The organism is Micromonospora sp. DT47 (assembly GCF_049844475.1).
Taxonomy (GTDB): Bacteria; Actinomycetota; Actinomycetes; order Mycobacteriales; family Micromonosporaceae; genus Micromonospora.
The window spans coordinates 1-13,545 of sequence record NZ_JBNCLC010000046.1 but is presented as its reverse complement, the minus strand read 5'-3'; the positions used below and the strand labels follow the sequence as shown (position 1 = coordinate 13,545).

The 13,545-nt window shown below is 74.5% G+C and carries 12 protein-coding genes; 8 read left to right on the top strand and 4 right to left on the bottom strand.

Annotated elements, in window-relative coordinates; translation table 11 throughout:
* Window positions 1-234 precede the first annotated feature (234 nt).
* Window positions 235-813, bottom strand: a complete 579-nt coding sequence (locus ACLQ2U_RS31665) for a Clp protease N-terminal domain-containing protein (protein WP_425754564.1) — start codon at window positions 811-813, stop codon at window positions 235-237.
* Window positions 813-1,049, bottom strand: a complete 237-nt coding sequence (locus ACLQ2U_RS31660) for a helix-turn-helix domain-containing protein (RefSeq protein WP_425754561.1) — start codon at window positions 1,047-1,049, stop codon at window positions 813-815. The genes ACLQ2U_RS31665 and ACLQ2U_RS31660 overlap by 1 nt, the downstream gene beginning before the upstream one ends.
* 122 nt (window positions 1,050-1,171) lie before the next feature.
* On the opposite strand from ACLQ2U_RS31660, the gene ACLQ2U_RS31655 reads away from it, so the two are divergent.
* The 7 genes from ACLQ2U_RS31655 (at window position 1,172) to ACLQ2U_RS31625 (ending at window position 10,076) form a co-directional block, all read left to right on the top strand.
* Complete coding sequence (locus ACLQ2U_RS31655; RefSeq protein WP_425754560.1) at window positions 1,172-1,735, top strand: TetR/AcrR family transcriptional regulator; 564 nt, start codon at window positions 1,172-1,174, stop codon at window positions 1,733-1,735.
* Entirely contained in the window at window positions 1,732-2,556 is an 825-nt protein-coding gene (locus ACLQ2U_RS31650) for an oxidoreductase (protein WP_425754559.1), read from the top strand. The genes ACLQ2U_RS31655 and ACLQ2U_RS31650 overlap by 4 nt, the downstream gene beginning before the upstream one ends.
* 103 nt (window positions 2,557-2,659) lie before the next feature.
* Window positions 2,660-3,490, top strand: coding sequence for a universal stress protein (locus ACLQ2U_RS31645; RefSeq protein ID WP_425754558.1), 831 nt, complete (start codon window positions 2,660-2,662; stop codon window positions 3,488-3,490).
* A 127-nt stretch (window positions 3,491-3,617) separates the two neighbouring features.
* Window positions 3,618-6,020 (top strand): phosphoketolase family protein, encoded by a 2,403-nt coding sequence (locus ACLQ2U_RS31640; RefSeq protein ID WP_425754557.1) that lies wholly within the window; start codon window positions 3,618-3,620, stop codon window positions 6,018-6,020.
* 32 nt (window positions 6,021-6,052) lie between these two features.
* On the top strand, window positions 6,053-6,919 hold the full coding sequence (locus tag ACLQ2U_RS31635) for a universal stress protein (protein ID WP_425754563.1): 867 nt from the start codon (window positions 6,053-6,055) through the stop codon (window positions 6,917-6,919).
* Window positions 6,920-7,298: 379 nt separating this feature from the next.
* Window positions 7,299-8,309: an Acg family FMN-binding oxidoreductase gene (locus ACLQ2U_RS31630; RefSeq protein WP_425754556.1), complete on the top strand. Its 1,011-nt coding sequence runs from the start codon at window positions 7,299-7,301 to the stop codon at window positions 8,307-8,309.
* A gap of 138 nt (window positions 8,310-8,447) precedes the next feature.
* Entirely contained in the window at window positions 8,448-10,076 is a 1,629-nt protein-coding gene (locus tag ACLQ2U_RS31625; RefSeq protein WP_425754562.1) for a GAF domain-containing protein, read from the top strand.
* A 37-nt stretch (window positions 10,077-10,113) separates the two neighbouring features.
* Here ACLQ2U_RS31625 and ACLQ2U_RS31620 read toward each other — a convergent pair whose 3' ends face one another.
* A complete protein-coding gene (locus ACLQ2U_RS31620) occupies window positions 10,114-10,752 on the bottom strand; it encodes a response regulator (RefSeq protein WP_425754555.1) in 639 nt (212 codons plus the stop codon).
* Between the two features lie 186 nt (window positions 10,753-10,938).
* Here ACLQ2U_RS31620 and ACLQ2U_RS31615 point away from each other — a divergent pair, with 186 nt between their 5' ends.
* Window positions 10,939-11,913, top strand: coding sequence for an Acg family FMN-binding oxidoreductase (locus ACLQ2U_RS31615; RefSeq protein WP_425754554.1), 975 nt, complete (start codon window positions 10,939-10,941; stop codon window positions 11,911-11,913).
* A gap of 76 nt (window positions 11,914-11,989) precedes the next feature.
* Here ACLQ2U_RS31615 and ACLQ2U_RS31610 read toward each other — a convergent pair whose 3' ends face one another.
* Window positions 11,990-12,982 (bottom strand): NAD-dependent epimerase/dehydratase family protein, encoded by a 993-nt coding sequence (locus ACLQ2U_RS31610; protein ID WP_425754553.1) that lies wholly within the window; start codon window positions 12,980-12,982, stop codon window positions 11,990-11,992.
* Window positions 12,983-13,545 lie beyond the last annotated feature (563 nt).

The window sequence follows — 13,545 nt, the reverse complement described above, 5'->3', positions numbered from 1 at the left end:
ACATCGCCCAGCGCGGTGTGGACAGCTGGGGAGCAGTCAATCGCCCACACGCGGCACCTCGTTGCACCCAGCAGCGGAGTTGATCTGCAAGCCCACCCATTCACGGGCGGGTAGTTGACGTGACCAGCCAGACCCGGTCGTGGTGCCCCTCCAGTCGTGGTGCCCCTCCAGTCACTCCCGCCACTGCCGGGCCGTCTCGGCGGGGAACCGCTCGCCCTGGTCGCCGGCCACCGGTCAGGCCGCCGTCCGCAGCGCGATCTCCACCCGCCGCCGCAGGTCGTCGAGGTCCACCCCGGCTTCGGTGAGCACCAGCGCCCCGAGTCCGCCGCCCTCGCGGAGCAGCCCGAGCAGGATGTGCTCGGTGCCGATGTGGCGGTGGCGCAGCCGGAGGGCCTCGCGCAGCGACAGCTCCAGCGCCTTCCTCGAGCGCGGCGAGAACGGGCCTCCCACGTGCCGCCGCAGGCCCCAGCGGCGGCGCGGGGCCGGGACCGCCTCGCGCAGCGCGTCCGGGCCGAAGGACTCCTCGATCCGGGAGACGATGGCCGCCAGGTCGATGCCGATCTCGCGCAGCGCGGCGGCGTCCGCCTCGGCCAGGCCGGTGCCGCCGTGCGCGGTGTGCCGCCGGATCCGGGCGCGCAGGTCGTCCGCGCTCACCCCGGCGTCGGCCAGCAGCCGGGCGGCGAGCGCGTCGCCGTCGGCCAGCAGGGCGAGCAGCAGGTGCTCGGTGCCGACCGGGCGCTGCCCCTCGGCCCGGGCCTCGTCCACGGCCCGCCGGACGACCGTGCGGGCCCGGTCGGTGAACCGTTCGAACATCACGCCTCCCAGGATCCTCTGACCGCCGGTCGCCCGGCGTGCTTCTTGTGGACCGCCTGCCGGCTGACCTCGAGCGCGTCGGCGATGTCCTGCCAGGACCAGCCCTGTCGACGGGCGTTGTCCACCTGGACCACCTCGAGCCGTTCGAGGAGCCGGCGCAGGGCGAGGACCGCGCGGAGCCCGACCGTGGGGTCGGTGCTGCCGGCGGCCGCCGCGAGTTCCGTCGCCTGACTCATGCTGTCAACTTACGTTGACGGCGCCCGCCTGTCAACCCTGGTTGACACTCCCGCCGTGCCGGGAATGCGACGTGACCGCGAACACGCTTGACGGTCTGACATTCTGTGCAAACAATGTCAGCGTGTCGAACGAACGGTTGGACGCGATCCTCGCCGCCGCCTACGAGTGCTTCACCCGGCACGGCGTGCGCCGCACCACGATGGACGACATCGCGGCCACGGCCGGCATGTCCCGTCCCGCCGTCTACCAGTACGTCCGCAACAAGGACGACGCCTACCGCCGGCTCGCCGAACGGCTCTTCGCCGGATCCCTCGCGCAGGCCCGGGCCACCGCGGCCGACCCGGCGGCGTCCATCGAGCAACGGCTGCACGCCGTGCTCGGCGCCAAGCTCGACCTGACCCTCAAGCTGCACCGGGAGAGCCGGCACGCCGCCGAGCTGCTCGACACCAGCACCAAGCTCACCGGCGACCTCGTCGAGGCGTACACCCGGGAGCTGACCGACGTGGTGGCCGGCGCGCTGGCCGACGCCGCCGGGCCGCGGGCCCGCGCGGTGGCCGACGTGCTGGTCGCGCTCACCCGCGGCCTGGAGGCCGACCTCACCGACCCCGACCTGCCCCGGCAGCGGCTGCGCGACGGCGTCGCGCTGGTCGTCGCCGGCCTCTCCCACCCTGGAGCCCCGTCATGACCACCGTCCTGATCACCGGCACCTCCTCGGGCATCGGCCGCGCCACCGTGCGCCAGCTCGCCCGCCGATCGGAGTTCACCGTCTACGCCACCGCCCGCAAGGTCGAGGCGATCGCCGACCTGGCCGAGGCCGGCGCCCGGCTGCTCCCCCTCGACGTCACCGACGAGGAGTCGATGCGCGCCGCCGTCGCCGCGATCGAGGCCGAGCACGGGCAGGTCGACGTGCTGATCAACAACGCCGGCTACGGCGAGTACGGCCCGATCGAGGAAGCCCCGATGGACCGGGTCCGGGCCCAGTTCGAGACGAACGTCTTCGGGCTCAGCCGGCTCACCCAACTGGTGCTGCCCGGCATGCGCCGGGCCGGCCGGGGCAGGATCGTCAACATCAGCTCGATGGGCGGCCGACTGGTCTTCCCCGGCGGGGGCTTCTACCACGCCAGCAAGTACGCGGTCGAGGCGATCTCCGACGCGCTGCGCCAGGAGGTGCGGCCGTTCGGCATCGACGTGGCGATCGTCGAGCCGGGGCTGATCCGCACCGGCTTCGGGGCGGTGGCCGCCGAGTCGCTCGGCGCGGGCGCCGACCCGGCCGGGCCGTACCGGACGATGGTCGCCTCGGTCGACGCGGCGATGGCCAGGTCGTACGGCAACACGCTGCTCGCCGCCACCCCGGAGACGGTGGCCCGGGTGATCGAGCGGGCGGTCACCGCCCGCCGGCCGCGCACCCGCTACCTGGTCACCGCCGCCGCCTGGGCGATGGTGCACAGCCGCCGGCTGTTCGGCGCGCGGGTCTTCGACGCGGTCAACCGGCTCCAGTTCCGCTGAGCCGCCCGGCGCCCGCCGGTGCGCCCGATCCCGCCCCGCCAGCCCACCGGCGCGACTAGCGTCGGTGGGGACGGCGTTGCGGGACGCCCGGGAGGTGAGCCGGATGACCGGATCCGCCGGCGCGCCGGTGGTGGCCGGCATCGGCCCGACGGAGCAGGCCATGGCGGTGGTCCGGGAGGCCGCCCGGGAGGCTGCGGCGCACGGTCGAGACCTGACCCTGCTGCACGCCTTCAACTGGGAGGCGGCGTTCGCGGCGCCGTCGGTGGCCGGGCCGCGGGCCGAGGCCGACGCACTCATCGCCCGGGCCGCCGCCCTCGCCAACCAGCTCGAGCCGGCGCTGCCGGTCCGCGGCGAGATCGTCGAGGGGGCGCCGGTCGCGGCGCTGGCCCGCCACTCCGAGTCGGCGTTCCTGGTGGCGATCGGCGACGGCGGCATGGCCGGCTGCGGCAACTGCGTGCCGGCCGACTCGCCGGCCGTGCAACTCGCCGCCCGGGCCGGCTGCCCGGTGCTGGTGGTCCGCCCCGAGCCCCCGCCGCCCGGCCCGGTGCTGGTCGGGGTGGACGGCTCGGCGAGCTCCCGGGCCGCGCTCGGCTTCGCCTTCGACTGCGCCGCCCGCCGGCAGGCCCGCATCCTCGCGGTGCGAGTGGTCGAACCGGGACGCCCCGACGACGGCGACGAGCTGCTCGCCGAGGCGGTGGCCCGGGCCGGCCGGCCCCACCCATCGGTGGCGGCGGAGTGCCACACCGTCCGGGGTGACCCGGGGACCGTCCTGATCGAGCAGTCCCGGTCCGCGCAGATCGCGCTGGTCGGCGCCCGGGGCGACGAGCCGTGGCGGGGCATGCTCGGCGCGGTCAGCCAGTCCCTGCTCTACCACTCGCCGGCGCCGATCATCGTCGTCCGTGGATTGGCCTCCGCCCTGCCGGACGGGGCATGACGCCCTCACGGCCCGGGACCAACGACCCTTAACGGCCCCGGGCCCGGGGCGTGAAGTTGGACCGGCCCGGAACAAAAATCGCGCTTCCGGGTGCACGACTCCCCGACCCGCGAGAGGCTCATGCCGTATGGACACCGCTCTCGACCTGCACAGCCCCCTGACCGAAGACGAGCTGCGCCGGCTGGACGCCTACTGGCGGGCGGCGAACTACCTCACGGTCGGGCAGATCTACCTGCTCGACAACCCGCTGCTGCGCGAACCGCTGGCCCCCGAGCACGTCAAGCCGCGGCTGCTCGGCCACTGGGGCACCAGCCCGGGGCTCAACCTGATCTACGCGCACCTCAACCGGGTCATCGTCGCCCGGGACATCAGCGCCATGTACGTCACCGGCCCCGGGCACGGCGGCCCGGCCCTGGTGGCGAACACCTGGCTGGAGGGCACCTACAGCGAGCTCTACCACTCCGTCGGCCGGGACGAGACCGGCATGGCCAAGCTCTTCCGCCAGTTCTCCTTCCCCGGCGGCATCCCGAGCCACGTCGCCGCGGAGGTGCCCGGCTCGATCCACGAGGGAGGCGAGCTCGGGTACGCGTTGAGCCACGCCTACGGCGCCGCGTTCGACAACCCCGACCTGCTGGTCGCCTGCGTGATCGGTGACGGCGAGGCGGAGACCGGCCCCCTCGCCGGCAGCTGGCTGTCCAACGTCTTCCTCAACCCGGCCCGCGACGGCGCGGTGCTGCCCATCCTGCACCTCAACGGCTACAAGATCGCCAGCCCGACGGTGCTGGACCGGATCCCCACCGACGACCTGCTCGACCTGATGCGCGGCTCCGGCTACCAGCCGTACATCGTCGCCGGCGACGACCCGGAGACGGTGCACCAGCTCCTGGCCGCCACCCTGGACCGGGCCTGCGACGAGATCGCCGAGATCCAGCGCCGGGCCCGCTCCGGCGGTGCGGTCCAGCGCCCCCGCTGGCCGATGATCATCCTGCGTACGCCGAAGGGCTGGACCGGCCCCGGCCAGGTCGACGGCAAGCAGGTCGAGGGGACCTACCGCGCCCACCAGGTGCCCATCGACGAGGTACGGGACAACCCCCAGCACCTGGCCGAGCTGGAGCGCTGGCTGCGCAGCTACCGGCCGGAGGAGCTCTTCGACGCCACCGGCGCACCGGTCGCCGAACTCGCCGCGCTCCCGCCCAAGGGAGATCGGCGGATGAGCGCCAACCCGGTCACCAACGGCGGGACCGTCCTGCGCGACCTGACCCTGCCGGACTTCCGCGGTTACGGCGTCGACGTGCAGAGTCCGGGCGAACCGCCGGCCAGCGCCACCGGTCAGCTGGGCACGTGGGTACGGGACGTGATCACCGCGAACCCGCAGACGTTCCGCCTCTTCGGCCCCGACGAGGTGGCCTCCAACCGGCTCGGCGCGGCCTTCGAGGTCACCGACCGGGCCTTCGTCGCCGGCGCCACCGACGATGACGACCACCTCTCCCCCGACGGCCGGGTGATGGAGGTGCTCTCCGAACACCTCTGCCAGGGCTGGCTGGAGGGCTACCTGCTGACCGGCCGGCACGGCATCTTCACCAGCTACGAGGCGTTCATCCACATCGTCGACTCCATGGTCAATCAGCACGCCAAGTGGCTCAAGGTGACCCGGGGCATCCCCTGGCGGCAGCCGCTCGCCTCGCTGAACTACCTGCTCTCCAGCCACGTGTGGCGGCAGGACCATAACGGCTTCTCACACCAGGACCCGGGCTTCATCGACCACGTGGCCAACAAGAAGGCCGAGGTGGTCCGGGTCTACCTGCCGCCGGACGCCAACACGCTGCTCTCCACGATGGACCACTGCCTGCGCAGCCGGCACTACATCAACGTGGTGGTGGCCGGCAAGCAGCCGGCGCCGAACTGGCTGACCATGGACGAGGCCATCCAGCACGCCCGGCGCGGCCTGGGCATCTGGGACTGGGCCAGCAGCGACGACGGCCAGGAACCGGACGTGGTGCTCGCCTGCGCCGGCGACGTGCCGACCCTGGAGACCCTCGCCGCGGCCGACCTGCTCCGCCAGCACCTGCCCGAGCTGAAGGTGCGGGTGGTCAACGTGGTCGACCTGATGCGGCTCCAGCCGCCGTCGGAGCACCCGCACGGCCTGCCGGACAGCGAGTTCGACACCATCTTCACCCGCGACAAGCAGATCATCTTCGCCTACCACGGCTACCCGTGGCTGATCCACCGGCTCACCTACCGGCGGACAAACCACGGCAACCTGCACGTGCGCGGCTACAAGGAGGAGGGCACCACCACCACGCCGTTCGACATGGTGATGCTCAACGACCTGGACCGCTTCCACCTGGTCATCGACGTCATCGACCGGTTGCCCGGGCTCGCCTCGCGGGCGGCTCACCTGCGCCAGAAGATGGTCGACGCCCGGCAGTCCTGCCGCGACTACACCCGTCGGTACGGCGAGGACGACCCGCGGATCGCCGAGTGGCGGTGGATCCGGGAGACCGACCCCGGGCTGCGGAGCGGGCGGTGAGCGCGAGGAGTGAGCCGGCGAGCGCCGCAGCCATGATTTCCGACGAGATCCTGGTCGGCTACGACGGCTCCGCCGACGCCACGGTGGCCCTGGACTGGGCGCTGGCCGAGGCGGAGCGCAGCGGCCGGCCGGTCCGCCTGGCGTACGTCTTCGAGTGGCTGACCGTGGCCGGCTGGATCGGACCCGGGGTGGCCCCCGGGATCTGGCCGGACGAAAACGCCCGCCGGCAGGTCGAGGACCTGGTCCACCGGGCGGCGGCGGACGCCGCCGCCCGCCGACCGGGCACCAGGGTGCGCGGCGAGGTCTTCGACGGGCCGCCCGCCCTGGTGCTGGAGGAACGGTCCGCCGAGGCGGGTCTGCTGGTGCTGGGCAGCCGGGGCCACGGCGGCTTCGGCGGGCTGCTCGCCGGCTCGGCCGCGGTGACCGTGACCTCCCACGCGCACTGCCCGGTGGTGGTGGTCCGCGAGGACCAGGCCGGGGCGGCGGGCCCGGTGCTGGCCGGCTTCGACGGCTCCGACTCCTCCCTGGTGGCGCTCGGCTTCGCGGTCGAGCGGGCCGCCCAGCGGGAGGTGCCGCTGCGGGTGGTCCGGGTCTTCGAGCCGCCGGCCGAACGGTGGCGGCCCGCGGACTACGACGCGGAGGAGACCGGCACGCAACTGCGGGCCGAGGTCGACAAGGCGCTCAGCCAGTGGCGGGAGACCTTTCCGGACATACCGGTCACCGTGGACGTCATGCCCGGCAACCCGGCCGCGACCCTGGTCGAGGCGAGCCGGGACGCCCAGCTCGTGGTGGTCGGCAGCCGCGGCCGGGGCGGGCTGCGCGGGATGCTGCTCGGCTCGGTCGGCCAGCAGCTGATCCAGCACGCCCACTGCCCGGTGGCGGTGGCCCGGGAACGCTAGTGCGGTGTCCACGAACGTTCGCCGGGTTGGTCGCCCATGGGAGGTGTCGTGCGGGTGGTGTTGGCTTTCGGTTCGTGCCTCGTCGTGGGGATCCGTCTGCGCCGCCGGTCGTGCACCGCACCACGCGCGTCGCTGTGCGGGTGACAGTGCCGGTCGACCGGACGCTCCGGGACGCACTCGCGCTCCTCTGCCCCCACCCGCGGATCGTCCCACGCGGTGGAGACCGGCCGATCCGGAGGAACCGGACGGGCCGAAATGCCCGGTGGAGGGGACCTGCGTACCGTGCGCCCGACTCGACGATGACACAGGATGGAGCGGCAACCCCGCCCACGGGACCGTTCGGTGGGGCACGATCGGGAGAAACGGAGAGGTCGTGACGATGAGCCAGGAAACGCCAGCCACTGACCGCCCGCTGACCACCGCCCTCGCGGAGGCCGCCGCGATGGCCGGCCACGCCCCCTCGGTGCACAACACCCAGCCGTGGCGCTGGAAGGTGCTGCCGGACGCGCTGGAGCTGCGGGTCGCCCGGGACCGCCAGCTGGCCGCCACCGACCCGGAGGGGCGCCTGGTCGCGCTCAGCTGCGGCGCGGCCCTGCACCACGCCCGGCTCGCGCTCGCCGCCGAGGGCTGGACCGCCGTGGTGGAGCGGCTGCCCGACCCGGCGCAACCAGACCTGCTGGCCCGGCTGACCGACCCGCACCGCTCCGGCACCGACCCGGACGCCATGCACACGGTGCAGTGCATGCAGGTCCGGCACACCGACCGGCGCCCGGTCAGCGACGAACCGGTGCCGACCAGCGCGCTCAGCGAGATCACCCGCGCGGCCAGCGCGGAGGGGGCGCGCCTGCAGATCCTCGACTCCGATCAGGTGATGGAGCTGGCCGCGGCGGCCTCGCACGCCGGGGCGGTCGCGGCGGAGGACTCCCAGCTGCGCGAGGAGCTGCAGTACTGGACCAGCCGGGCCGGCGCCGGCACCGGCCTGCCGCCGGAGGTGCTGCCGCAGGAGCAGCCGCAGACGACGGTGCCCGGCCGCGACTTCGGCCACCCCGGCAGCCTGCCGGTCGGCCCCGGCCACGACAAGGCCGCCGTGTACGGGCTGCTCTTCGGCGACGAGGACGAGCCGGACAGCTGGCTGCGCGCCGGCGAGGCGCTCTCCGCGCTCTGGCTGACCGCCACCCGGCTCGGGGTGTCCGTGGTGCCGCTCTCCGGCGTGGTGGAGGTGCCCGGCACCCGGCAGACGCTGCGTCAGCTGCTCAGCGGCCTCGGTTTCCCGTACCTCGTGCTCCGCCTGGGGATCGCGGACCCGACGCACGCCGGCCCCCCGCACACCCCGCGGCTCCCCACCGAGCAGGTGGTGGACACCTCGGCGGTACGCGACCAGCGCTCGTGACGGGCTCGTCCCGGACGGTCACCGGGCGATAGCATCGCCTGCGTGGCCGCCAGCTCACCGAACCCCCGCAAGGAGCACCTCCCCTCGCTGGGCCTGAGCCCGCTGTCCCGGGTCCACCTGGACGAACTGCTCCAGGAGATGCTCGACCGGGTCGGCGAGGTGGTGACCAGCCGGGAGCGGCTGCGCGCCCTGCTGGACGCGGTGGTCGGCATCGGCTCGGACCTCGACCTGCGCAGCACCCTGCAACGGATCGTGCAGTCGGCCTGCGAACTGGTCGGCGCCCGGTACGGCGCGCTCGGCGTGATCGGGCCCGACCGGCTGCTGCAGGACTTCATCATCCACGGCATCAGCGAGGAGCTGCACGCCAAGATCGGCGACCTGCCGCACGGCCGGGGCGTGCTCGGCCTGCTCATCGACGAACCCCGCCCGGTCCGGATGCCGGACATCACCCAGCACCCGAAGTCGTACGGGTTCCCGCCGCACCACCCGCCGATGCACACCTTCCTCGGCGTGCCGGTACGCATCCGCGACCAGGTCTTCGGCAACCTCTACCTCGCCGAGAAGCAGGGCGCGGCGGAGTTCAGCGAGGACGACGAGGAGATCGTGGTGGCGCTCGCCGCCGCGGCCGGCGTGGCGATCGAGAACGCCCGCCTCTACGCGCTGGCCCACCGGCGGGAACGCTGGCTCGCCGCCACCGCCGAGATCACCTCGGTGCTGCTCGGCGAGGTCCGGCGCACCGACGCGCTGGCCCTGGTGGCCCGCCGGGCCCGGGAGGTCGCCGAGGCGGAGCTCGCCCTGGTGCTGCTCTACGACGAGGACGCCGGCCAGTTCACCGTCGAGGTGGTCGACTCCGCCGACGGGGCCGTGCGGGAGCTGGTCGGCGCGGTGCTGCCGGCCGGCGAGACCAGTTTCGCGGGCTCGGTCACCGAACGCCGGCACGAGCTGGTGGAGGACCTGGCCCAGGTCGCGCCGTGGCCGGTGCCGGTGGTGGCCGGGCCGGCGGTGGTCTCCCCGCTCGCCGCGGCGGACACCCTGCACGGCGTGCTGGTGATCGCGCACCGGCCGGACTCCGGCCGGGCCACGGACGACGACGTGAAGCTGCTGGGCAGCTTCGCCGGTCAGGCCGCGCTGGCCATGGAACGGGCCCGCGGCCAGGAGGAACGTGAGCTGCTGGTGGTCCTGGAGGACCGCGAGCGGATCGCCCGCGACCTGCACGACGTGGTGATCCAGCGGCTCTTCGCCACCGGCCTGCAACTGCAGAGCGCCGCCCCGATGAACGCCCGGCCCGAGGTCGCCAAGCGGATCAACGCGGCCGTCGACGACCTCGACGCCACCATCCGGGACATCCGCCGGACCATCTTCGAGCTGCGTACCCCGATGAGCGCGGCGCTGCGCACCGAGATCCGGGAGGCGATCGACGTGGCCGCCGGGTCGCTCGGCTTCCGGCCCACCGTGGAACTCGACGGCCCGCTCGACAGCGCGGTGCCCGAGTCGGTCCGTCCGGACCTCACCGCCGTGCTGCGCGAGGCGCTCTCCAACGCGGTCCGCCACGCCGCGGCCGGCCGGGTCGCCGTCGCGGTCCGGGTCGACGCCGGGCGGGTCGCGGTCACCGTCGCCGACGACGGCAAGGGTTGCGACCCGGCCGCCGCCCGGGGCGGCCTGGTCAACCTGCGGGAACGGGCTGCGCGGCACGGCGGCGAGTTCGAGGTACGCCCGGTGAGCCCGCACGGCACCGAGCTCTACTGGAGCGTGCCGCTGCGCGACTGACCGCCCCGCGCCGGGACCCGGCGCCGGCGCGCCGGCGTCAGTGGGTCTTGCCGAGCAGCCGGGTGGCCAGCACCGCCGCCTGGGTACGCCGCTCCAGGCCCAGCTTGGCCAGCACGCTGGAGACGTAGTTCTTCACCGTCTTCTCGGCCAGGAACATCTTCCCGGCGATCTCCCGGTTGGTCAGCCCCTCGGCCACGTACTCCAGGATGCGGCGCTCCTGCTCGGTGAGCGTCTTCAGCTCGCGGGGCTGCTCGACGCCGCTGCGGATGCGCTCCAGCACCCGGGTGGTGATCGCCGGGTCGAGCAGCGACTGACCGGCCGCCACCCGACGCACCGCGTCGACCAGGTCGGTGCCGCGGATCTGCTTGAGCACGTAGCCGGCCGCCCCCGCCATGATCGCCGCGAACAGCGCCTCGTCATCCTCGTACGAGGTGAGGATCAGACCCTTGATCGACGAGTCGACCGCCCGGATGTCCCGGCACACGTCGATGCCGTTGCCGTCGGGCAGCCGGGCGTCGAGGATCGCCACGTCCGGCCGGAGGGCGGGGATGCGTCGGGAGGCCTCCTGCGCGGAGCCGGACTCACCGACCACTTCGATGTCACCGCCGCTCTGCAGCAGGTCGGCAAGGCCACGACGGACGACCTCGTGGTCGTCGAGGAGGAACACCCGGATCATCCCTCGTTTCTACCCGCCCGGACCGCCCCGCGCACGGGCCGAAGGTCCCTACCGTGACGCGCCACGCCGGGCAGGCAGGCCCGCCCGGGACGGGACGTCCGGCCCTGCCCGGGGCACCGGACGGTGACGCACCGTGTAGATGAACCAAACGGGGACGGCACGACCTGCCACGGAAGGAGCATCACCATGGACACCGGCTTCACCGCCGCGCAGCTGCGGGCCGCTGCCGCGGACGCCGTCCGCGCGCCTTCCCTGCACAACACCCAGCCGTGGCGGTTCCGGCTGCGCGACGGCGGGATCGAGCTGTCCATCGACCCGGCGCGCCGGCTGCCCGCCACCGACCCGAGCGGCTGGGGCGCCCGGATCGCCTGCGGGGCGGCGCTGTTCAACCTGCGGCTGGCGCTCGCCGTGGCCGGCACCACGGGCACCGTCCGGCTGCGGCCGTACCCGGCCGAGCCGGACGTGGTGGCCCGGCTCGTCCCGGACGTGCCGCGCCGCCCCACCCCGACCGAGCAGAGCCTGTACGCGGCCATCCCGCGCCGGTTCAGCAACCGGGCGCCGTTCTGGCCGGACCCGGTGCCCGCCGACGCCCGCTGGCGGCTCGGCGAGGCGGCCCGCGCCGAACAGTGCTGGCTGGAGCTGCTGATCGGTGCCAGCGCCGTCAACGCCTTCGCCGAGATCGCCCGCAGCGCCCACCGCGTGCTCGAACGCGACCCCGGCTACCGGGACGAGCGGGACGAGTGGATCCGCCGGGAACCGGCGCCCGACGGGGTGCCGGCCACCGCCGGCGGCCCGCAGAGCGAACCGCAGGACCTGCTGCCCGCCCGCGCCTTCGGCGGCCGCAACCGGGCCCCCGGCCGGGACTTCGAGCCGGAGCCGCTGGTCGCGGTCCTCGGCTCGGCCGGCAACACCGCCACCGACCAGCTCGTCGCCGGGCAGGCCCTGCAACGGGTGCTGCTCACCGCGACCGACGCCGGGCTGAGCGTGTCGATGCTCTCCCAGCCGATCGAGGTGCCCGGCGCCCGGGAGCAGCTGCGGCTGTCGCTGGGCCGGTTCGGCACCCCGCAGATGGTGATGCGGATCGGGTACGGCCAGCCCGGGGTGGCCACCCCGCGGCGCACCGTGGACGAGGTGCTGGACCTGCCCGTGGTGCCCGCCTGAGCCGTACCCCCTCTCGGCCCCGCCCCCGCGCCGCCGGCCCCGCCCCCGTCGGTGCCGGGGCCGGCGGCCGTCGTGGTCAGGCGGGGTGGTGCGCGGCGAGCAGCGCCGCCTCCCGCTCCGGGTCCAGCCCCACCGCCACCCGCGCCGGGCGGCCGGCGCGCGGCGGCACCGACCCCACCTCCCGCAACCAGCGCCAGGTGTCGGCGACCGTCGCGGCCACCGGCCGGCAGGTCAACCCCGCCGCGTACGCCTTCTCCACGCCGCGCTCCTGCAGCCACCGGTACTCGTGGCCGGTCGGGATCCAGATGGGCAGGTCGTTCCAGGGGACCACCCCGGCGGCCAGGATCGGTTCCGGGTCGGTCCAGCGCAGCCGGGCGCCCGAGCCGGTCACCGCGACCACGGTGTCGAGCAGTTCGCCCATCGTGGTGTGTCCGGGACGACTGATCACGTTGAACGCCCCGCCGATCCCCGCCGCGGCCCGGTCCAGCGTCCACGCCGCCAGGTCCCGCACGTCCACGTACTGCACGGGCAGGTCCGCCGGGCCCGGCGCGAGCACGTCCCCGCCCCGGGCGACCCGCGCCAGCCACCAGGGCAGCCGGCCGATGTCCTCCCCCGGTCCGAGGATCAGCCCGGCCCGCACCAGCAACGCCCGCTCCCCGAACACCTGCGTCGCGGCCCGCTCCCCGCCCGCCTTGCACTGCGCGTAGTCCCCGTCGGCGGCGTCCACCACCGGCGCCTCCTCCCCGACTCCCGCCGGCACGGGCGGGGCGTAGAGCGAGCCGCTGGAGACGTACGCGTAGTGGCCGGCCGAACCGGCCAGCGCGCGGGCCGCGTCCCGTACCGCCCGCGGGGCGCCGTCCCAGGTGTCGACCACCAGGTCCCACTCGCCGCCGGCCAGCGCCGCCAACCCGTCCGGCGCGGTCCGGTCACCCCGCAACCGGTGTACGCCCGGCGGGACAGCGCCGTGCAGCCCCCGGTTGAACACCGACACCGACCAGCCCCGGCGTACCGCCTCGGCCACCGTCGCCCCACCGACGAACCCCGTCCCGCCCAGCACCAGCAGTCTCATGCGTCCCAGCCTGCCCGGTCACGGCGGCGGACGGGAGTGCCGTTCACCCGTAGCGGATCTGCCAACGGCAGAACCCGCCGCTTTCCGCGGACGTCGCTGGAGCGACAACAGCTGCACCCGAAGCCGTTGCCGGGTGTCGACGGCGCGTTGGCGAGGTGCACCCGGGGTCGGGGCTGCGATGTATGTCGGGTTTGGTGCCGGCTGGGGCCCTCGCGGAGGATGGCGTCGGGTGTCCCTCGTGCCGTGATCGGCCGGTCGCGGCGGGGTCGCGCCCCGATGTGGTCGAGGGTCCGGGCCCGGCTGCGGTCGGATGTCCTGGCTCGGGGTCTGTGGCCGGCCGTGTCCCGTGACCGGCGGCACCCTGGCGGCGGAATCGTCGGCGGCCCGGGGTCGTTACACCCTCTGTACGACCGCAGCAGTAAGCCCCCCGCCGGTCTGGCCGGTCGGGTGGCGGGCCCCGGAATGATGGTGGGCCGGCGGTCGTTGCACATGGTCCCGGCGCCGCGAGCCCCCGCTCGTGAAGCCTGCCGGACAAGACTTTCCCCCCTGTGATTCTTTGGGCG

Excerpts from the sequence above, each read along its gene's own strand:
- ACLQ2U_RS31650 (WP_425754559.1), top strand. The coding sequence starts at position 1,732 with ATGACCACCGTCCTGATCACCGGCACCTCCTCGGGCATCGGCCGCGCC.
- ACLQ2U_RS31665 (WP_425754564.1), bottom strand. The coding sequence starts at position 813 with ATGTTCGAACGGTTCACCGACCGGGCCCGCACGGTCGTCCGGCGGGCC.
- ACLQ2U_RS31660 (WP_425754561.1), bottom strand. The coding sequence starts at position 1,049 with ATGAGTCAGGCGACGGAACTCGCGGCGGCCGCCGGCAGCACCGACCCC.
- ACLQ2U_RS31645 (WP_425754558.1), top strand. The coding sequence starts at position 2,660 with ATGACCGGATCCGCCGGCGCGCCGGTGGTGGCCGGCATCGGCCCGACG.
- ACLQ2U_RS31620 (WP_425754555.1), bottom strand. The coding sequence starts at position 10,752 with ATGATCCGGGTGTTCCTCCTCGACGACCACGAGGTCGTCCGTCGTGGC.
- ACLQ2U_RS31610 (WP_425754553.1), bottom strand. The coding sequence starts at position 12,982 with ATGAGACTGCTGGTGCTGGGCGGGACGGGGTTCGTCGGTGGGGCGACG.
- ACLQ2U_RS31615 (WP_425754554.1), top strand. The coding sequence starts at position 10,939 with ATGGACACCGGCTTCACCGCCGCGCAGCTGCGGGCCGCTGCCGCGGAC.
- ACLQ2U_RS31630 (WP_425754556.1), top strand. The coding sequence starts at position 7,299 with ATGAGCCAGGAAACGCCAGCCACTGACCGCCCGCTGACCACCGCCCTC.
- ACLQ2U_RS31625 (WP_425754562.1), top strand. The coding sequence starts at position 8,448 with ATGCTCGACCGGGTCGGCGAGGTGGTGACCAGCCGGGAGCGGCTGCGC.
- ACLQ2U_RS31640 (WP_425754557.1), top strand. The coding sequence starts at position 3,618 with ATGGACACCGCTCTCGACCTGCACAGCCCCCTGACCGAAGACGAGCTG.
- ACLQ2U_RS31635 (WP_425754563.1), top strand. The coding sequence starts at position 6,053 with ATGATTTCCGACGAGATCCTGGTCGGCTACGACGGCTCCGCCGACGCC.